The following is a 19113-nucleotide window of genomic DNA, read 5'->3' as shown; positions in this document are numbered from 1 at the left end:
CCGGCGGCGCGTCCCCGCCCGAGTGTCCGTGCCCGACTGAGCAAGCCCAGGGTCAGAGGCTGGGTGTTCATGCTGCCCCTGATCGTCATCAACGCCGTCGTCGTGGTCGTTCCGAGCCTGTTCGCGGTGTACTACTCCTTCACCGACTGGTCCGGCATCGGCCCGGCGACGTTCACCGGCCTGACCAACTACCGGGACCTGCTGTCCGACGACGAGTTCCTGAACGGCCTCTGGCACAACATCATCTGGACGCTGTTCTTCCTGATCGTGCCGATGGCGATGGGCCTGTTCGGCGCCTACGCCCTGACCCGCATCAAGCGGTTCCGGCTGCTGTTCCGGGTCCTGTTCTTCATTCCCTACATCGTCGCGAGCGTGGTGAACGCCTCGATCTGGGAGAGCATCCTCAACACCCAATCCGGGCTGGGACACGTACTGGGCATCAACCCACTCGGCAACCCGGACCTCGCGCTGTGGTCGGTGATGGGCGTCAACAACTGGGCCTGGTGGGGGTTCCTGGTGGTGGTCTTCCTGGCCGCCATGCAGGGCGTGAACCCCTCCCTGTACGAGGCCGCCAAGTTGGACGGGGCCGGACCGGTACGGCAGTTCTTCTCGGTGACCCTGCCCGCGATCCGCCCGACGTTCGCGTTCCTCGGACTGATGACGATCATCTGGTCCTTTTTGGCCTTCGACTACGTCTACGTCATGACGCAGGGTGGCCCGGCAGGGTCGACCGACCTGCTGTCGACGCTGCTCTACCGCCAGGCCTTCACCAATCTGAGTGCCGGCTACGCCTCGGCGGTGGGTGTCGTGATGGCGCTGATCAGCACCGTGGTCGTCATTGCCTACTTGGTCATCCGCAAGGTGAAGGACTGGGAGATATGAGCACCGCCACGTCAGCAGCCACCGTCGCGCCCGGCGGAGCGAAACCCGCCGGCCCACAGGCGCGACGGTCCGCCGCCGGTCGTCGCGCCGGGATCCCGACCTACGTCGCCCTCACCTGCTTGGCGGTCTTCTCCGTCGGGCCGATCGTGTTGTTCTTCTTCAACGCGGTCAAGACCCAGCAGGATTACGGCCACAGCTCGCTGGGGTTGCCGAGCAGCTGGCAGTGGGGCAACTTCTCGGCGGCGTGGACCCAGGCCAACATGACGGCGGGCATCGTCAACTCGTTGATCGTCGTCGTCGGCACGGCGGCGATCACGTGCGTGGTCGCGGGTCTGGCGGCCTACGCCCTGGCCCGGCTTCAAGTCCGGGGCGGGTCCGCCTTCATGACCCTGCTGCTCGTCACGAGTTCCCTTCCCGCGCAGATGTTCCTGGTGCCGCTGTTCTACGCGTGGGCGAAGGCCGGGCTGTACGACACGCGGCTGGGGCTCATCATCATCTACGTCGGGCTTTTCTCGCCGTTCGCGACGCTGCTTCTGCGCTCGTTCATGCTCACCCTCCCGCGTGAATTCGAAGAGGCGGCGCGAATCGACGGTGCCGGCGAGCTCACCGTGCTGTTCCAGATCGTGCTGCCCAACTCCCTGCCGGGGCTGCTGACGGTGGCGCTGGTCACCGGACTGTCGGCCTACAACGAGTTCCTCTTCGCGGTCACCTTCATCCAGAACCCCGACCTGTTGCCGCTGTCGACGACGTTCTTCTCGTTCCAGCAGGGCTTCAGTCAGGACTACACGCTCGTCAGTGCGGCCGGCTTCATCATGATCGCCCCGATGCTGGTCCTTTTCCTGGCTCTGCAGCGTCGGTTCATCGACGGGCTGTCGTCCTCGGGGTTGGGGGGCGCATGAGCGGGCAGAGCCTGACGGTCGTCGGCAGCATCAACGAGGACATCACCGCGGTCGGCGAGCGGTTGCCGCGTCCGGGTGAGACGGTCTCGACGTCGGAACTGCTGCGCACGTCCGGCGGTAAGGGTGCCAACCAGGCCGCGGCTGCCGCGCGTCTCGGCGGCCGGGTCCGCATGATCGGGGCCCGAGGCGACGACGAGGCGGGACGACGGTCGGTGGCGGCGTTACAGCACGCCGGGGTGGACGTCACCGGCGTCCGCGTGGTGGACCAGGTGACCGGGACGGCCCTGATCGTCGTGGACGCCGCGGGGGAGAACCAGATCGCGATCGCGGCCGGCGCCAACGACCAGGTGATCGTCGACGACTCCATCGACGAGGCGGCGGCCGTGCTCTGCCAACTCGAGATCCCGATGCAGACCATCGTCGACATCTGTTCACGGGCCAACGGATTCGTCGCGATCAATGCCGCGCCGGCCCGTCCGTTGCCCGCCGCGGTAATCGAACGCTGCGACCTGTTCATCGTCAACCAGGAGGAGCGCGCGGCCCTACCCGAACTGGCGCGGGCCCGGACGGTGGCGGTGACTGAAGGGGCCGCCGGCGCCGTGCTACTGCGCGACGACGTGGAGGTGGCACGGCGATCACCCCCGCCCACCGAGGTGGTGTCCACCGTTGGTGCTGGCGACTCCTTCTGCGCCGCAATCGTTCTCGCCATGATGTCCGGATACACCGACGCCGAGGCGCTAGAGATCTCCTGTGCCGTCGGAGCGGCCGCCGTCGCGAGTCCCTGCACGCAACCGGCGTTCAACCCGCTGCACCACTATCTCCACGGGACCGCGGTCGCCGAACCGTCCTCCCCGGCCACCACGTAGGAAAGGCAACCACCATGGCCACGATCACCTATCGCAACGCGTCGTGCATCTACGAAGGCTCCGACAAGCTGGCGGTCGATTCGCTCGACCTCGACATCGACGACGGCGAGTTCGTCGTTCTCGTCGGGCCGTCGGGCTCGGGAAAGAGCACCGCGTTGCGGATGCTGGCCGGGCTCGAGGACGTCGACTCGGGCAGCATCGAGATCGGCGGTAGGGACGTGGTCGCCGTGCCGTCCAAGGACCGCGACATCGCCATGGTGTTCCAGAACTACGCGCTGTACCCGAACATGACCGTCGCCGAGAATATGGGGTTCGGGCTCAAGCTACGCCGGGTCTCGGCCGATGAGCGCCGACGCAAGGTCCGGGAAGCGGCCAAGCTGCTCGATCTGACCGAGTACCTGGATCGCAAGCCGGCCAAACTGTCCGGCGGTCAACGGCAGCGGGTGGCGATGGGCCGCGCGATCGTCCGTGAGCCGCAGGTGTTCTGCATGGACGAACCGCTGTCGAACCTCGACGCGAAGCTGCGCGTGCAGACGCGTACCCAAATCGCGGGTCTGCAACGGCGATTGGGCGTCACCACCGTCTACGTCACCCACGATCAGGTGGAGGCCATGACGATGGGTGATCGGACGGCGGTGCTGCGTGACGGCAAGCTGCAGCAGTTCGCGTCACCCGGCGAGCTCTACAGCAAGCCGGCGAACGTCTTCGTCGCCGGCTTCATCGGGTCGCCCGCGATGAACATCGCGACGCTGCCCATCACCCCGGACGGTGTGCGATTCGGCGACGGTTCCACGCTGGCGCTCGAACGCAACCAGTTGACGCTGCTGCACGAGGCGGGACTGGACGAGGTCACCATCGGGATCCGGCCCGAGCAGCTCGAGATCGACCCGTCGGGTGGCGTGGAAGTCGTGGTCGACCTCGTCGAGGACCTCGGTAGCGAGGTGTACGTCTACGCGCATTCGGGTTCGGGCACTCCGCTGGTGGCGCGGTCGAATTCGGGAGAGGCGCCCAAGCCGTCGCACACCGTTCGGCTGCGAAAGCGGCCGGAGGGCGTCGTGCATCTGTTCGAGCCGCAGACCGGTGAGCGGATCACCTGCAGAGCCGAGTCCGGTTCGTAGGCCGAAGATCCGGTCATCTCGGAAGGTCCGGGGGTGGGTAGGCTCTCGGCCTCAACGCGAGGATCCCGGCGACGACGAGCGCGGCTCCCACGGCCAGATCGATGATCGTCGACTCGGCACCGAGGTGGTTGACCGCCGCCACGACCCAGTTGACGGCGGCGGCGAAGAGGCACACACCCCCGCGTAACTGCGCGGTCAGCGACGTCCGTCGCTGGTTGAAAGTCAGGAACACGGCGAGGGGGACGATCACCGCCGACAGGGTCAGCACGATGCTCAACTCAGGCCCCCAAAGCCCGTGCGCTGCGCACCTGCTCGCGGTGCCGTGATCTCGCCCTCGCGTTCGGGAGTCCACTTCCAGTTCTGTCTCGTGTAGCAGGCTTCAAGGCCCGAACGCATGAGATTGTTCAGCGACGGGTTCACCTCACCTGCGCCGGGCTGTCCGGTTTCGGCCACCATCCACTGGCATCCCGACCTCGATGCCTCCGCCGCGGCGGCGGCGATCAGTGCCGACTGGGCACCGCGCCGTCGATGACTGGGACGCGTGGCACTGGCACTGAACGCCGCCATTTCGCCCCAGGTGAAGAGATTGGCGACGGCGACCATCTCGTCGCCGTCCCATGCGGCGAACGGCCTGATGTTCGGGTCGACGACGCTGGCGGACAGCATGTCCACGAGTCCGGTGGTCGGCATGTCGAATCCCCTTAATGTCGTTGCGGCCCAGTCGCGGACGTTCTTCCGTTCGACGGGCGCAACGCGCAGGTCGGTGCGACCGGGCGCCATGTCTGCGATGGGACCGGCCAGTTTGACCCACTCCGAGACGACCCGAAGTCCGTGGTGCTCGGCGATCTCCGGCCAGTCGTCGGGAAGCACGGACGGCGCGATCTGAATGATGGAGCCCTGGCTGCGTTCGGTGCGGTAGAAGTCGACGAGATCCTGGATCAGATCGCCGGTGACGGGTTCGGTGAAGCCGAACCCGAGTGCCTTGCTCCAGTAGCCGGTGACGTCGTTGCGCACCGAGAGCGCGACACCGCCACCGATCCGTGCCGTGGCAATACCCATGTGCGACTGAGTCGTTGGCGACGCCAGCGCCTCGTATCGGTACATCACCTCTGCCTCGACGCCTTCGAGCTGGGCGCCGAGTTCGCCGTCATTCGAAGAACTGATGAGGCCCGTCAGCATCGCCGCGGGTCCGGGGTGTCGGACGACCGGGCGGGTGGCGGCGGGTTCGACTCCGTTGGAACGAACCCACGCGGAGCGGTGACCGCGACGTGCGCGTTCCAGTCGCACCAGCTTCGATGACGTTGTCGGTAGACGGCCTCCACGACCGGTAGACCGTATTCGCCCAGCAGTACGCGGAGGGGAGGTTCGGCCGCATCGACGATGGACAGCAGCGCGTCTTGCAGGTCGTCTGGGCCCCCCTTGTCGGTGGCATGGAAATGCTCACTCCACCAGGCCCGCACGTGCTCGTACGCCGGGTTCTCCGGTGCGACTTCCTTCGAGCCGTACACCCAATCGGTGTCGTAGGGTCCGGGTTCGACGATCGTCACCTTGATACCGTGAGCCGCAACCTCGGCAGCCAGCGCTTCGCTGTACCCCTCGAGTCCGAACTTCGCGGCTTGATACATCCCGAGATAGGGAATGGCCACCAATCCCGACAGGCTGGACACTTGGACGATGTGCCCGCTTCCCTGCGCCCTGAGGTGAGGCAGCGCGGCTTGCACGATCCACAGGGGACCGAAGAGGCAGGTGTCGAGTTGTCGGCGGGCCTGCTCCTCGGTGACTTCCTCAACGGTCCCGAAGAGGCCGTAGCCGGCGTTGTTCACCAGAACGTCCACACGGCCGAAGTGTGCGAACGCACGGTCGACGGCGAGGTGGTCGGCTCGGGCATCGGTGACGTCCAACTCGATCGGCAGGACGGCATCTCCGTAGGCGGTGACGAGAGGCTCGAGGGTGGTGACGTCCCGAGCCGTCGCGATGCAGCGGTCGCCGCGCGCCAACGCGGCAGTCGCCCAGCGGTGGCCGAACCCGCGCGAGGCGCCGGTGATGAACCACACCCTCGTCGTGTCCGTCATCTGACCAGCACGACGGTCTTGCCCGGCGGGGCGGTGCGGATACCGGATATGACCTCCGGAACGTCGGTGAAGGCGGCCAGCGAGGAGACCGGGGTCTTGATGGCACCTCGGTTGGCGAGCTCGCGGAGTGCGCCGTAGGCCAGTGCATCCTCCGCAGGCGTACCCGCGGCGAAAACGCCTGCTGCGGAGTAGTTCCGCAGCACCATGTCCACCGGATCCAAGGTGAGCCAGGATCCGCTCGCGTAGCCGACGACGGCGATGTGGCCCAGCCGGGCCACTGCGGCAGCCGCCCGCGTGCCGAGGTCACCACCGACGGGGTCGACGACGACGTCGGCACCGTCGCCGCCCGTGATCTCGTGGACGGCATCGACGACGTCCGACGTCTGACGGTCCACGACGTGATCGGCGCCCAGGCCGGTGCAGAAGGACAGCCGCTCGGGACCACTGGCCACGGCGATGACTTTCGCGCCCAGCGCCTTTGCCATCAATACGGCGGCCGCACCGGTGTTGCCGGCCGCGCCGAGCACGAGAACCACGTCGCCCTGGCTGACCATCACCCGTTGGGCCAAGGCGGCGTGGGCGGTGCGAAAGGCGATCGTGAATCCGGCGGCTTCCTCGTCGCTCATCGCATCCGGCACCCGCTGAGTCGTGCCTTCGCCGAGGTAGGCGAAGTCGGCGTAGCCGCCCCACCCCTCGAGGAAGGCCGTGACGCCCATCACGCGCTCGCCGACGGTGAACGCGGAGCCATCGGGAACCGCAGCGACGGTGCCGACGACTTCCTGGCCCGGTGCCACCGGCGGATTCGGCAGCAGCGGATAGGCGCCGGTGGTGATCAGCAGGTCGGGCAAACCCACACCGCAGGCGGTGACCTCGACGAGTACCCTTCCCACTTCCGGCGTCGGCCAGGTGGCTTCGGCGAGCCGCAACACGTCCCGTGGATCGCCGAACGCCTCTGCGTGCCAACGTCTTCCCTGGAACACTGGTCATCTTCCTCTCGGTACATCATCGGGCTCAGTGGTCGGGCCCGGCGCGGGCATCGTGGTTCCGAGCCCTGCGCCGGCACTCCAGAAACGTTACCCACGACGCCATCAATGTCGTGAAAGTGTGGATTCAGCGGATCGTCCCCACCTCACGATGCAGGCGTGTCGGTTCCGCCGGCGACCGCCAGTCTCGGGTTGATCTCGTACCGCGCTGCGTTGCCGCCGGTCTTGCGCACGTCGTACATCGCCTTGGACGCGACCGCGATCACCGCGTCGAGCACGTCCGGAACCGCGAACTGCCGCAGCGGCGCGACGAGGGTTCCAACGACCCCCATGCTGAGGGTCAACCCCATGGCGGAGTTCAGCAACGAAGCGCGCACACGTTCGACGGTTGGAAACGGTCCGGGAGTGGAGCATACGTCGGCGACGACGAACTCGGCTTCGGCCGTGTGTGCCAGAAGGGCCCTGTGCCGCAGGTTTTCTCGCAGCAGGCGCCCGACCTGTAGCTCAGCCTCGTCGGCTCCGCGCTCTCCGGCGAGACTGGTCACCAACGAGTAGCCGTCGATGTTCAACACCGTCAACACCAGGTATCGGTCGGCATCGCTCTGATACGTCGCCAGCAGTGCTGCCGCTCTCGCATAGAGACCTTGCCGATTGAGCAGACCGGTCAGGGGATCGATGTCGTTGTCGACGGTCGCCTGACCTTGAAGCAGATGCTGAACGGACGTCCGGCTGGCGACGACGACGAAGACGTTCGTCGAGATGACGAGAACGGCGCCGCTGACAGCCAGGACGCCGTCCACGGCGAACAGTCTGACCTCCAGAACAGCGAAGGTGGAGGCGGCCACCACCCAGATGAAGGCGTGGATCCAACGAGGATGGAAGCACGTGGCGTATGCGCCGAGGAGGGCGAAGACGATCAGACCGAGAAAACCGGCGTCCGGCGCCTGCAGCACCAAGCACGCCACCGCCGTGCAGAACGTGGCGACGAGGACGAACGCCGCTGACTGACTTCGCGTCGGCCAGCGAGGACGCAACCAGCAGCCGGCCATCACGAGGCAACACGTCGTGGTGGCGATGGCGAGCCCGCCGCCGATCGGACCCGAGGGGCCCGCCGGGCTCGCCAGCATCAGGACGGGGATAATCCCGAGGACCCCGGTGATGGCCGAGAGCGCGTGTCGAAGGTCGTCCTGCACCCGCCGATCGGCCAGACTCGACGCCACCAGGAGGAAGCGATCCGCCTGCGCCTTCCGCCCGGGTGACTTCCGGAATCCACTCTTGGGCAACGACGATCCCGTGCTCCGCATCGAGCATTCCTCCTAGCCAACCGGGGTGCGGGTACGGTATCAATGACCGCACAGGAGACACCTACAGCCGTGGTTATGGGGGTACTCCAGCCGGATGAGCGGCTCGAAGAACGCTCGGACGCCGCGACCGTCGAAGCCGGGAATTCTCACCGAAGTGAGGCGCGTGCACCTTCGACGACGAAGACGGCGCCGAGGCCTCCCATGGCAGTCCCGGCGACGCGGTCGAGCGTCCTCCCGGCTCGGGAGTAAACCCGCTTGGGGCCGGGCCGTGACATCACCGTTGCGACGATCAGATACCAGGACAGTTCGACACCGGCCACCGCCAGCGGCAGGGCGAGAAGCAGCCAGTGCGAAGGATGGAGCGGAAGCGCCGAAGCGAAGACACTCCCGTAGACCACGATCGCCTTGGGATTGCTCAGTTGCGTCAGTAGCGCCGTGGTGAAGGTCCGCGTCGAGGCGACGGCTCTGGACCCCTCCTCTGTCGAATCATCGCGAATGCTGGCCAGCCACAGTCGAATTCCCAGATAGACGAGGTAGGCGCCACCGGCGATCTTGACTGCCATGAACAGCGGTCCGGCGTAGACGAGCGCAGCACCCAAACCCGCCGTGGCCGTCACCGCGAACATCAAACCGCCGACTCCGATCCCGAGCGCTGCGATGCGACCGTTTCGCGGTTCGGTTGCGAGCGAAGTCTGAGCCACCATCACGAAGCTGGGTCCCGGACTGATCGCACCGATCGCGATCGCACCCGTTATCGTGATCAGGCTCAGCACATTCGGATTCACGTCTCAGATCCCCTTCGCGCGCTAATCATGGGCTCTGCATGCATCCGCCCGCTACCGTCTCGGTGTCGTCAGCCTATGGGTGCAGGGGCGACCACACCACAACTGCGACTTATCGCCCTCATGGATCGATGCGAGGTCAGTTCGCCAGGGCCGGGTACCGGTGTCGGAACGGGGTGGTGTTCTGATGCGCGTCGGCCACGCGCAGGACGATGGCTTCGTCGAAGGGTTTGCCGACGATCTGCAATCCGATCGGCAGTCCGTCGGGGCACCATCCGCAGGGAACCGAGACGGCCGGGAGTCCGGAGAGGTTGAACGGGGCGCAGAAGCGCGCCGACACCTCGAAGACCGATTCCTCTCGGGATCCGATGTGGGTGACGGTCTGGCCGACCTTCATCGCGGTGCGTGGCTGGGTCGGCGTCAGGAGCACGTCGACGTCGCGGAGGGCCTGCCGGAAACAGTCCTTGATCGCGGCGCGCACCCGTTGGGCGTTGAGGTAGGTCGAGGCGGACATAAGGGTGCCGGCGTCGAGCAGACTGCGCGTCTCGGCTCCGAACAGGTGGGGTGTTCTCGCCATGGCGTCGCGGTGGTAGGCGGCGGCCTCGGCCATGGCGATCGCCATCATGGCGTCCAATGCGGGGTCGAGGAAGTCCACGTTCACCGGGACCAGGGTGGCACCGAGTTCGCCGAAGTGTGCGGTGGCCGCCGCGAAGGCCTCGCCGACGGCGGGGGTCACGTCGTCGGTGAAGTAACCGGAGGGCACTCCCATGCGCAGGCCGCGGACGTCTCCGGTCAGTGCCGCGCAGTAGTCCTCGACGGCAACGTGTTTGGAATCGGTGTCCAGCGGGTCGTGCCCGGCCATGATGGTCAGCAGGATGGCCAGGTCGCGTGGGGTACGCGCCATCGGTCCGGCGTGGTCGAGCGACCACGAGAGCGCGGCGACGCCGTGCTTGCTGACGCGGCCGTAGGTCGGCTTGATGCCGACGACACCGTTGGCGGCGGCGGGAGCGCGGATGGAGCCGCCCGTGTCGCTTCCGGTAGCGGCGAAGCACAGACCCGCGGCCAGCGCAGCTCCCGAGCCGCCGCTGGAACCCGACGGAATGTGGTCCGGGTTCCAGGGGTTCCTGGTGGGTTCGGAATCGAAACCGAAAGCGAATTCGTGCGTACTGACCTTGCCCAGGACGACGGCTCCGGCCTCCTTGAGCTTGCGGACCACCGTGGCATCGCTGTCCGGTACGTGGCCGCGGCGCACCTGCGAGCAGCACGTGGTCTCGACGCCTGCGGTGTTGTAGATGTCCTTGATGGCGATCGGGATGCCGTGCAGCGGACCGCGATAGCCACCGGAGGCGATCTCGGCGTCGGCGGCCGCCGCCTGCTCGCGCGCCGACCGGTCCAACACGGTCACGAACGCCTGCACCGTCGGATCGATCGCCGCGATGCGCTCGAGCATGGTGTCGGTGAGTTCCACAGCGGACAGCGATCTATCGGCCAGCAGGCCGCCCACCGCGGCGATGTCGGCCCGCCATGCGAGCGACAGATCGTTCATCGTCGTCATCTCAGCACCGCGCATCGAATGAGACGCCCAGCCCCGTCTCGGAGTCGATCCGCGATACCGCCGACGCGATTCTCGCGTCCAGCGCGGCCAGCAGACTGTTCGCCGAGTCCTCCGCCCCCTCGGCGGCGGACACCGGGTCGGCCTCGTTCGAATCCACAGGTGCCCCTCCTCGCTCGAGCCCCTCGTCCTACCAACGGCGAAACGGGCGTACCCGCACTGGAAACCAAGGGGCGATTCAATCTTGATTATGGGGCACCGCGCCCACTGTGCAACACGAAACGCGCAAATCGATTCGGCACCGCCGCCGGACCATCTCGTTGCGATTCGGATGGGCTCAGGATCGATAGGAGTGCCGCATCGAAGGCGTATTAATGGGTGAACTGACCCAATTGATTCGTATCGGTGAGGCGGTACCGCGTATCGGTGTCGATCAGTCGCTGAGAGTGCGTCCGACGAAATGTTCACACGCGGCTCCGCCGCCAACCCTGGCTGTCAATCTCCTGAGATTCTGGCAGGTAGTCGAAATAGTAGTGCAGAATGGGTTGCATGGCCCATATGTGCAGGACGCTGACGCTCTCCGATGCATACCGTCGTCTCCTCGACGGCGGAGCGGCGGTCACACGCCGACATACGTCGTATCCGGTACCGCCCACGCGGCTCGGCCAGATCCTCGAATCCGCTCATCCGGATCTTCGCACCGCCATTCGGCGTCGTGGTACAGACAAGGGAGCGTGACCGTGGATCTTCGTGAACTGAGGACCTTCGTCGCCGTGGTCGAGGAGGGCCGCTTCGCGGGAGCCGCGCATCGGCTGAACCTGAGCCAACCCGCGATATCGCACACGATTCGAGGACTCGAGAAGCAATGCGGGGTCGTGTTACTCGAGCGCACCAGCTCCGGAGTCGTGACCACGACGGCAGGCAAACTCCTGGTCGTCGAGGCTCGGGCGGTGCTCGCCCGCTACGAGCAGGCAGTCGCGGCGATGTCGCAGAACAGCGGCGAGGAAGCATCGCTCGCCATCGGCATGCCCTTCGGGCTCCCGGCGGGTCTGCTCAGCAGCGCACTGGCGACGCTCGCAGCCACCTATCCGTCGACGTCCATAGCCGTCCGACAGCTGTCCACCGCGCGCCAGATCGATGCTCTCGGTCGGGCTGAACTGGATCTTGCGCTGCTTCGGCATCGACCATCCAAGGCAGATCTGGACGCCGTGCTGATCTCCGACGAACCACTGGGGGTGATCGTCAGTGAGCGTCAGGCCGAGCGGCTGGGTCCCTCGGACGAAGTGGGACTGGAGTCGCTGGTGGGACTGGGTCTGGATTGGCACGGATTCCCACGCGACAGCAGCCCGGTGTGGTACGACGAGTTGACCTCGACACTGCGCAGCTACGGTCTGCACATCGAACCGTCGGCCTCTTACACCGAGGAGCTGGTTCCGGACGTGACGTACGCGAGTGTCAGCTTGGGACGGTCCTTCGGGTTGGCTGCTCCGAGTTGTCAAAGCACGCTCCCACCGCCGATCAAGTGGCGGCGCCTGACCGGAGATCCGCTCCGGCTGCGCACATGGGCGGCGTGGTCGGCCTCGTCTCGGCGCCGCGACCTCGGACACTTGGTGTCGTTGCTCGAAGACGGTGCGAGCGAGACGTATTCGCCGAGTCCCTGCATCGAGCTCCAAGACGCCTCGCAGGACGCGCTGGCCTCCTGAGCACACCTGCGTTGCATCCCTTCGACACGGCGACCGAGCTGGAGCCGATCGCGGCGGGCCTCGTACGCGGTCACACCGAACCTCAGTGGGCCAACATGGTCGGGCCGTTCGGGGGGATCACCGCGGCGACGATCTTGCGCGCGTTGGAGGTGCAGCCGGAGCGCGTAGGCGAACCGGTGGCGTTGACGGTCAACTTCGCAGCACCGATCGGTGATGGCGAGTTCGAAATCGTCACGGAGCCGGCGCGGAGCAATCGCTCGAACCAGCACTGGATCGCTCGACTTCGTCAGGTCGGCGAGACCAAGACGACGGCCACGGCGTTGTTCGGCACCCGGCGCGACTCCTGGTCCGACACCGAGGCCGAGGCTCCGGTGGCACCGACGCCGGAGCAGACCGGCCCGCAGAAGCCTTCGGAGTTCGCCCCCTGGCTGCGCAACTACGACATGCGCATCGTCGATGGCGCCGCTCCGGCCGACGCAAGTCAAGCTCGTGCGGAATCGACGACGACGCTCTGGGTGCGCGACGATCCCGCACGCACACTGGATCATGCTGCGTTGACCGGCCTGTGCGACGTGTTCTTCCCACGGGTGTTCCTTCGCCGCGGCGGATTCGTCCCGGCCGGGACCATCTCGCTGACCATCTACTTTCACGCCGACCACCGGCAGTTGCGGATCGTGGGGGAGGACTTCGTCCTGGGTCGCGCGCGGGCCAATCACTTCGGCGGCGGTTACTTCGACCAGAGTGCAACGATGTGGAGTCGCGGCGGGGCACTACTGGCCACCACCCATCAGATCGTGTACTTCAAGGGCTGATGGGCTAGACCTCGGGCAGCGCCGTACGGGTCCACTCGGGGATGACGCGGTGGGGGAGTACCTCGTGGATCGCCTTCCCGACCTCGGTGATGAGCCCGGGGGTATGACCGTGCAGGGGTAGGTTCACGATGACCGAGTCGATGCCGGCGTCGAAAACCCGCTTCTTCAATTGCTCAGCGATCTGCGGAGCGCTTCCGAAGACGGCGACCTCCTCCATACCCTCAGGGGCAGAGGCCGTTTCGTCAACGTTGACGATGACCAACGCGCTGGTCTGCAAGGTCGCCGGATCGCGGTCGATCTCCTCGCAACGGCGCGCCAGAACTTCGCGCTTGGCTTTGAGTTCACTGAATGGCGCCATGATGTTGAGGTGGTCGGCGTAGCGGGCGGCAAGACGGAACGTCTTGCGCTCCCCACTACCGCCCAACATGACCGGGATGTCGCCGCGGTAGCGCGGCTCGGTGAACGCGGAATCGGCTCGATACCACTTGCCCTGCAGAGCGGCTTCCTCGCCGCGGATCATCGGCGCGATGAGCGCGAGCGCCTCCGTTAGACGCTCGAAGCGATCGGTGAACGTGCCGTACTCGAATCCATACGCGGTGTGCTCCGCCTCGAACCAGCCCGCGCCCGTGCCGAGAATGGCGCGTCCCGCGCTCACCACGTCGAGAGTGGTGATGATCTTGGCCAGCAGTGCGGGATTGCGGTAGGTGATCCCAGTGACCAACGTGCCCAGTTGAATCCGCGTGGTGGCGCCGGCCAACGCCGCCAACGTCGTGTACGCCTCGAGCATGGGTTCGTTCAGGCTGCCCAGCATGGGCAGCTGGTAGAAGTGATCCATCAAGAACACGGAGTCGAATCCGGCATCCTCGGCTTCTCGTGTCTGCGCGACCACCGACGGGAAGATGTTCTCGACGCCGGTGCCGTAGGAGAAGTTGGGTATCTGAAGTCCCATTTGAATCGTCACGGTGCGACCGTATTCGTCGACGGAATCACGGTCTAGCCAACGTGGTTCGCGAAATCGACGCCGCCGATTACTTCGGTTGACATCGGTTGTCCGTGGTCGGTAGTCACAGCAATCCGATGCGCTTCAGTTCGGCGGCGTAGAGACGGACGGAGCTCGGCTGGATGTGGGGAATTTCGCCGCGCTCGCCGAGACCCGCGTGTCCGACGGCGGCCCGGAACCGATCGACGGGCACAGCGGATCCCTCGTCGGGTCGCCTGGGTCGGCGGTAGTCGTGCAGAAGCGGTAACAGCGACAGTCTCCGCTGCTCATCGGGCAGTGCGCGCAGCGCGGTTTCGAAGCGGCGCAGCCACTCCGCGTAGGGCCCGACGCGGGTGATGGCGTGCCCGTCCTCGATCAGCCAGTCGACGAACGTGTCCATGCCGATCCCGTCGGAATGCGGATTGGCCACGTGATAGGTCACGTGGGCGCTGGGATCGGACGCCGCGGCGAGCCCCGTGATCGCCTCGGCGACGAACGTGACCGGCAGGGCGTCGTAGTGCGCTGCGTTCTGCCCGTCGGCCAAGCTGGTGTAGAAGGAATCCGGAGCCATGCCGGTCGCCAGGACGCTGAAGACGAACCTGGTGAACATGTCCGGCAGATTGAGACCCCCGACTAGGCCGACGTCAGCGAGGATCATGTCGCACCGGAAGACCGTAACGGGAATGCCGCACCGCTCGTGTGCCTGGCGCAACAGCACTTCGGCGGCCCACTTGCTGTTCGCGTAGCCGTTGGCGTACTCGTCGCCGACCCTGCGGATGGGGCTCATTGCACGCACGTCGGCACACTCGGTGAACTCCGGTGGTGATATCTGATCCCCGACTGCGATCGTCGACACGTACTTGATCGGTTTCCTCATGGTGGTCATCGCCAGTCGAATCAGTTCGGCGGCGCCGCCGACGTTGACGTCGAACAGTTCGTCATAGGGCAGCACGTGATTGACGAGGGCCGCGGTGTCCACGATGACGTCGACGGTGGCGGCGAGGCGTTGCCACGTGCGGTCGTCGAGACCGAGGCGGAACTCCGTCATGTCGCCGGCGACGACCTCGAGGCGCGTGTCCGCCAGGGTCAGGTACCTACCGTATACGAATGGGTCACCGCCCTCGAAGCTTCGGTCCAGGCGCGCCGCGGCATCGGCGTCGTCGCGACCGCGGATCAAGCAGATCAGTTTGGCCACAGGCCAGCCGGCGGTCTCGAGGTATCGCAGCGCGACGTGGCGGCCGAGGAATCCGGTGGCACCCGTCAACAGCACCGTCGAGCCCGTCAGTGTCACGGGGAGCGACGGTCCGGCGTGCAGCGTCGGCGCGTCGATGAACGCGTCGAGGGCGAGGTCCCGAGCCCTGACCTCACGCGCATTCGCTCCGTGCACGGAGGCGAAGGTGGGCCTCACCGAGTCACTCCGCCGGTGTGCGTCCACCCGGTCGGCGATCACGCTCAGATCGGTGACGGGGCTCAGGATTTCACTCACCGGGATCTCGACACCGAAGAGATCACGGAGGGCGTTGCGGAAGGTCACCGCGGACAGCGAGTCACCGCCGATGTCCGCGAAACGAGAATCGGCAGGCAGGTCGGCTTCCGGGGATCCGGTCACGACGAGTGCGGCGTCGCGGACCGTTTCGCGGGTCGATTTCGAGTCTCGGTTCTCCGCCAGTGCACGGCGACGTTGCCCAAGGGATTCGTCATTCGCGGCGTACAACTCCTCGAGCACTTTCCCGTACCGGCGCTTCAACGCCGCCCTCGCCGGCTTCCCCGGTCCGGTGAGCAGTCCGTTCGCCAGAGCGAAGGGTAGCTCCTCGATGAGGAAGTCGCCGGGCACCTCGTACGCGCGCAGAGCGTTGTGGCGTGCCGTCTCCCTGAGCGCCTCGGTGAGCAGCGACCGCAGCAGGCTCCGGTCTCCCTTGGAACGAGCCAGGGCGATGGCGGTGGGCACGATGACGGCCAGCAGATACGAGCGGGTGCTCGAGCCGTAGACGTAGATCTGACCGATCATGGGGTGGCTGACATATGCACCCTCCAGGGTCGCCGCAGCGACGAACTCGCCCTGGGACAGCTTGAGCACGTTACTCGTTCGGTCCACGTAGGCGACGTGGTCCGGCCCGATTTGCGCCACGATGTCGCCGGTGTGGTACCAGCCGTCGGCGTCGATCACCGAGGACGTCACATCGGGTCGCCGGTAGTAACCACCGAACAGGCCTCCGGATTTGATGAGGAGTTCGCCGCGCGGATGCGGCTCATCAGTCGAGTAATAGCCCAGATCGGGAACGTCGGCGAGGCGGTATTCGGTGACCGGCGGTCGGACGATGCGTCCGTTGATGGAGATCATGCCCGCCTCTGTTGAGCCGTACAGGTCGATCAAGGGCACATCCAAGAAGGACTGCACCCAGTGCTTCAGCTCCGTCGATATCGGCGCGCCCGTGACCACGGCGAGGATCTGACGTCCGCCGATCATCGACTCGCACAGCTGCTCCTCGATCGTGGAGCGGATGTCACTCGAGGAGGTGTGGGCGCCGCCACCTTCGGCGAGAAGCCGCTCGACAACGATCTGGACCTCGTGGTGGACGATCTCCCACATGCGCGGAACGAGGTGCAGATGGGTGGGCCTGACGAGCGCGATGTCGTCCATGAGAGCCGGACGGTCGCCGTTGGTGGTGAAGTACGCGGTGCCGCCGGACCACAGTGCCATGGCGACGGAGATGCGCCCGGCCGCGTGACTCAACGGAAGAGCACACAGAGATATGGCGGGGTACCGGGCCGCATCCCCGAACGCCCCGCTGGACAACGACTTCCAGAAGCCGACGACGGCCCGCTCCGAGATCGTCGCCCCCTTGGGCGTTCCAGTCGAACCCGATGAGTAGATCAGCAGGGCCGGTGCGTCCAGGTCACCGTCCGGCCTGTTCGGCGCCCTGAATCGTGATCCGCGAGCGCTGAAGTCGCCGAGCGGCTCGACCACGAGATCGCACCGCTCCCCGGATGCGCGCACCCGCGCGGCGTCGAGACTCTCGCGGTGTGCTGAGACGCGCTCGTCGTAACCGAACGCGATGATGCGAGGAGGTGCGTGTGCTACCAGAGCGAGGTCGACGGCCTTCTCGATCAGGTCGACGTCGGTGAAGATCAGCACTGGTTGGGTCTCGTCCGCCAAGGCACTCAGTTGCTCAGTTGCAACTCCGCTCTGCAGCGGTACGACCAGTGCCCCAGCCAGCGTTGCGGCGAGGTCGATCACCGTGTAATCGATTCCGGAGAAACCGAGGATCACGACGCGGTCACCGGGGTTCAGCGGTGCGGGCCCGCTGGTGAGGGAGCTGATCATCGCTTCCACCCGCCGCCAGAGCTCGCGGTAACTGATCGTCGCGAACGACGGCCGTAGTTCGGCGACGGTGTTCCCCGACCCGTCGGTCGTCAGCCTCGTGGCTCGTTGCGCCAGTGCGGGACGGCTCGCGTACCGATGTGCAACCGTGCGTACGACATCGAAGAGACGAACATCCGGCCGTAAGAGCTCCTGCTGGACGGCGTCATCCGGCCGGGCCGCGGCGAACTCGAGGTCACAGGCCAGAAGGCGGTCGACTCGGTGCCGGAGCCGGTCCTCTTGCGACACCCCGATGTCAAGCGGTCGAGCAGCAGCAGATGCCTTCGACATCGTGCGGTCCCCTCTGGTAGGTCGTCGACGATCGGGCATCGGCACTACCGCGCCGACCGAGCGGGGCGGTACTGTCCGAACTCGCAGCACCCGCATAAGTCCTACCGGTCCTGACTGAGATGCGGGTATCGCTCGGGGTTATGTCGACCATCGATCGCGCTTTCGACCGTCAGGGCGAGGCTCCGAATATGCCGCGAAAGCGCCACGTCGGTACGCGATGATTATTCACGGGCGGCGGCATGTCAGCACCGTTGCAGCGTATCCACCAGGGTCGCGAGGAAGCCGTCGGTTGTCATGTAACCGGTTTTGGTCAAACGCATCCGACCTCCGTAGGTGATCACACCGGTGACTGTCTCTTCGGCCACCTGAGTCAACTGAACCGGCCCCCAGAGCGCGCTGGGTGTAAGCCTGCAGTGACTCGGTACGAGGCGGACACCGAGGTTGGTGACCGAGAGGTCGTTGCTGAGCCCCGCAATGAGGAATCGCTTCGCTGAGTCGGAGTCGGCGTCAGGCGTGATCGCCGCCTCGACCATCCGAGATGCGGTCAGGATGCCTTCCCGAGAGCGCTGTTGCCGGAGTTGGTGGTTGATCATTCGGGCGTGCTCCCAGAACGTGGCGCCGTCGTCAGCATCCACCCCGGTCCGCATCGACATGAAGTAATCGGCGCAACTCTCGGGCTCTCCGATCAAGGACCGGAAGTTGATCGGCGACACTACACGTGTGAAGCCGTCGCGAGATCTGCCGCCGAACCCTGGCGGTGGCCGAGACCAGCGCCGAGTGGACCGTACTGCGTTGGGCGCGCGCCCGCGAGACCAATTGCGCGGTGGCGTTCTCCGTTAGGGAAGCGGTGGCCACGTGAGGCGTGACGCCGTCGAACGGCCGGACGCTACTCACGCGGTTCATGCGGGCATCCTGCGCTGGCGACTCCGCGGCGTCGTCGTAGCCGCTGTCGACAGCGGCGCAGTGGCGAGCGAGCATCGATTCCTGGGATGGCGGCGGCGGCAGTGTGTTCAGTCCAATACCGTTGAGCGCCAGAATGAGATCGCGCAGTACTAGTGCTGCCGAGATCCCATCGGCCACCGTGTGGTCAAGGGTGAGTAGCACCACACTGTGCCGCCTTCTGCGTAGCAGAATGGCACGCGCAAGGGGCGCAGTCTGACGATCGAACGGTGCAGCGAGCTCCTCGGCGGCGACGAAGGGCCACTCCCGGGGATCAGCATCCGAGACGGACAACGGAAGCCCGACGACCTGCGAATCATGCAGGAAGATCGGTCCATCCTGAGAAGCCTCGCCGACACGTACCTGCAGCAGAGCATGGCGCTGCGCAACCTTTGCCAGGGCGTGACGCAATTGCTCAGCCGGTATCTCGAAGGCGAACTCCGCGGCCAATGTGAAGTGCACGGGATGTGCCTCGGAATAGCGGTAGAAGAGTCGCTCGAGGGCCCCGAGCGGTCGAATCACACGCTGTTCTGGCAATGTCACTCGCCAACTTCCTCTCGAAGGTCGGAT

The 19113-nt window shown here is 66.0% G+C and carries 18 protein-coding genes; 6 read left to right on the top strand and 12 right to left on the bottom strand.

What is annotated here, in order from left to right:
- The first annotated feature begins 69 nt into the window (after nucleotides 1–69).
- The 4 genes from G6N61_RS00570 to G6N61_RS00555 are packed head-to-tail and all read left to right on the top strand — an operon-like array spanning nucleotide 70 to nucleotide 3765.
- Nucleotides 70–882: a carbohydrate ABC transporter permease gene (locus G6N61_RS00570; protein WP_163916221.1), complete on the top strand. Its 813-nt coding sequence runs from the start codon at nucleotides 70–72 to the stop codon at nucleotides 880–882.
- Nucleotides 879–1781: a carbohydrate ABC transporter permease gene (locus tag G6N61_RS00565; RefSeq protein ID WP_163916219.1), complete on the top strand. Its 903-nt coding sequence runs from the start codon at nucleotides 879–881 to the stop codon at nucleotides 1779–1781. The genes G6N61_RS00570 and G6N61_RS00565 overlap by 4 nt, the downstream gene beginning before the upstream one ends.
- A complete protein-coding gene (locus tag G6N61_RS00560; protein WP_163916217.1) occupies nucleotides 1778–2647 on the top strand; it encodes a ribokinase in 870 nt (289 codons plus the stop codon). The genes G6N61_RS00565 and G6N61_RS00560 overlap by 4 nt, the downstream gene beginning before the upstream one ends.
- 14 nt (nucleotides 2648–2661) lie before the next feature.
- On the top strand, nucleotides 2662–3765 hold the full coding sequence (locus G6N61_RS00555; RefSeq protein WP_163916215.1) for an ABC transporter ATP-binding protein: 1104 nt from the start codon (nucleotides 2662–2664) through the stop codon (nucleotides 3763–3765).
- Between the two features lie 13 nt (nucleotides 3766–3778).
- Here G6N61_RS00555 and G6N61_RS00550 read toward each other — a convergent pair whose 3' ends face one another.
- From G6N61_RS00550 to G6N61_RS00515, 8 genes are all read right to left on the bottom strand, one after another.
- Nucleotides 3779–4042 (bottom strand): hypothetical protein, encoded by a 264-nt coding sequence (locus tag G6N61_RS00550; RefSeq protein WP_163916213.1) that lies wholly within the window; start codon nucleotides 4040–4042, stop codon nucleotides 3779–3781.
- Nucleotides 4039–4944, bottom strand: coding sequence for a GNAT family N-acetyltransferase (locus G6N61_RS00545; protein WP_163916211.1), 906 nt, complete (start codon nucleotides 4942–4944; stop codon nucleotides 4039–4041). The genes G6N61_RS00550 and G6N61_RS00545 overlap by 4 nt, the downstream gene beginning before the upstream one ends.
- Nucleotides 4938–5837 (bottom strand): SDR family NAD(P)-dependent oxidoreductase, encoded by a 900-nt coding sequence (locus G6N61_RS00540; protein WP_163916209.1) that lies wholly within the window; start codon nucleotides 5835–5837, stop codon nucleotides 4938–4940. The genes G6N61_RS00545 and G6N61_RS00540 overlap by 7 nt, the downstream gene beginning before the upstream one ends.
- A complete protein-coding gene (locus G6N61_RS00535) occupies nucleotides 5834–6817 on the bottom strand; it encodes a zinc-binding dehydrogenase (protein WP_163916207.1) in 984 nt (327 codons plus the stop codon). The genes G6N61_RS00540 and G6N61_RS00535 overlap by 4 nt, the downstream gene beginning before the upstream one ends.
- A gap of 149 nt (nucleotides 6818–6966) precedes the next feature.
- Nucleotides 6967–8124 carry a GGDEF domain-containing protein gene (locus G6N61_RS00530; protein WP_163916205.1) on the bottom strand — a complete coding sequence of 386 codons (1158 nt, stop codon included), beginning with the start codon at nucleotides 8122–8124 and terminating at the stop codon, nucleotides 6967–6969.
- A gap of 146 nt (nucleotides 8125–8270) precedes the next feature.
- On the bottom strand, nucleotides 8271–8909 hold the full coding sequence (locus tag G6N61_RS00525; RefSeq protein WP_163916202.1) for a LysE family translocator: 639 nt from the start codon (nucleotides 8907–8909) through the stop codon (nucleotides 8271–8273).
- Nucleotides 8910–9045: 136 nt separating this feature from the next.
- Nucleotides 9046–10461, bottom strand: coding sequence for an amidase (locus G6N61_RS00520; protein ID WP_163916200.1), 1416 nt, complete (start codon nucleotides 10459–10461; stop codon nucleotides 9046–9048).
- Between the two features lies 1 nt (nucleotide 10462).
- On the bottom strand, nucleotides 10463–10618 hold the full coding sequence (locus tag G6N61_RS00515; RefSeq protein ID WP_163916198.1) for a hypothetical protein: 156 nt from the start codon (nucleotides 10616–10618) through the stop codon (nucleotides 10463–10465).
- Between the two features lie 580 nt (nucleotides 10619–11198).
- On the opposite strand from G6N61_RS00515, the gene G6N61_RS00510 reads away from it, so the two are divergent.
- Entirely contained in the window at nucleotides 11199–12161 is a 963-nt protein-coding gene (locus G6N61_RS00510; RefSeq protein ID WP_163916196.1) for a LysR family transcriptional regulator, read from the top strand.
- A gap of 11 nt (nucleotides 12162–12172) precedes the next feature.
- Nucleotides 12173–12973 (top strand): acyl-CoA thioesterase, encoded by an 801-nt coding sequence (locus G6N61_RS00505; RefSeq protein ID WP_170314441.1) that lies wholly within the window; start codon nucleotides 12173–12175, stop codon nucleotides 12971–12973.
- Nucleotides 12974–12977: 4 nt separating this feature from the next.
- On the opposite strand, the gene G6N61_RS00500 is transcribed toward G6N61_RS00505, so the two are convergent.
- The 4 genes from G6N61_RS00500 to G6N61_RS00485 form a co-directional block, all read right to left on the bottom strand.
- The gene (locus tag G6N61_RS00500; RefSeq protein ID WP_163916192.1) at nucleotides 12978–13934 is read right to left on the bottom strand and encodes an LLM class F420-dependent oxidoreductase; all 957 of its coding nucleotides are present in this window, start codon (nucleotides 13932–13934) and stop codon (nucleotides 12978–12980) included.
- A gap of 103 nt (nucleotides 13935–14037) precedes the next feature.
- Nucleotides 14038–17604: a carboxylic acid reductase gene (gene car / locus G6N61_RS00495; RefSeq protein ID WP_163916190.1), complete on the bottom strand. Its 3567-nt coding sequence runs from the start codon at nucleotides 17602–17604 to the stop codon at nucleotides 14038–14040.
- A gap of 242 nt (nucleotides 17605–17846) precedes the next feature.
- Nucleotides 17847–18257 (bottom strand): hypothetical protein, encoded by a 411-nt coding sequence (locus G6N61_RS00490; protein ID WP_220101426.1) that lies wholly within the window; start codon nucleotides 18255–18257, stop codon nucleotides 17847–17849.
- Nucleotides 18229–19086: a condensation domain-containing protein gene (locus G6N61_RS00485; protein WP_163916185.1), complete on the bottom strand. Its 858-nt coding sequence runs from the start codon at nucleotides 19084–19086 to the stop codon at nucleotides 18229–18231. The genes G6N61_RS00490 and G6N61_RS00485 overlap by 29 nt, the downstream gene beginning before the upstream one ends.
- Nucleotides 19087–19113 lie beyond the last annotated feature (27 nt).

The sequence above is a fragment of the Mycolicibacterium arabiense genome, assembly GCF_010731815.2.
Lineage (GTDB): Bacteria > Actinomycetota > Actinomycetes > Mycobacteriales > Mycobacteriaceae > Mycobacterium > Mycobacterium arabiense.
The sequence above is the reverse complement of the archived record's forward strand: the minus strand, read 5'-3'. Positions and strand labels throughout refer to the sequence as shown.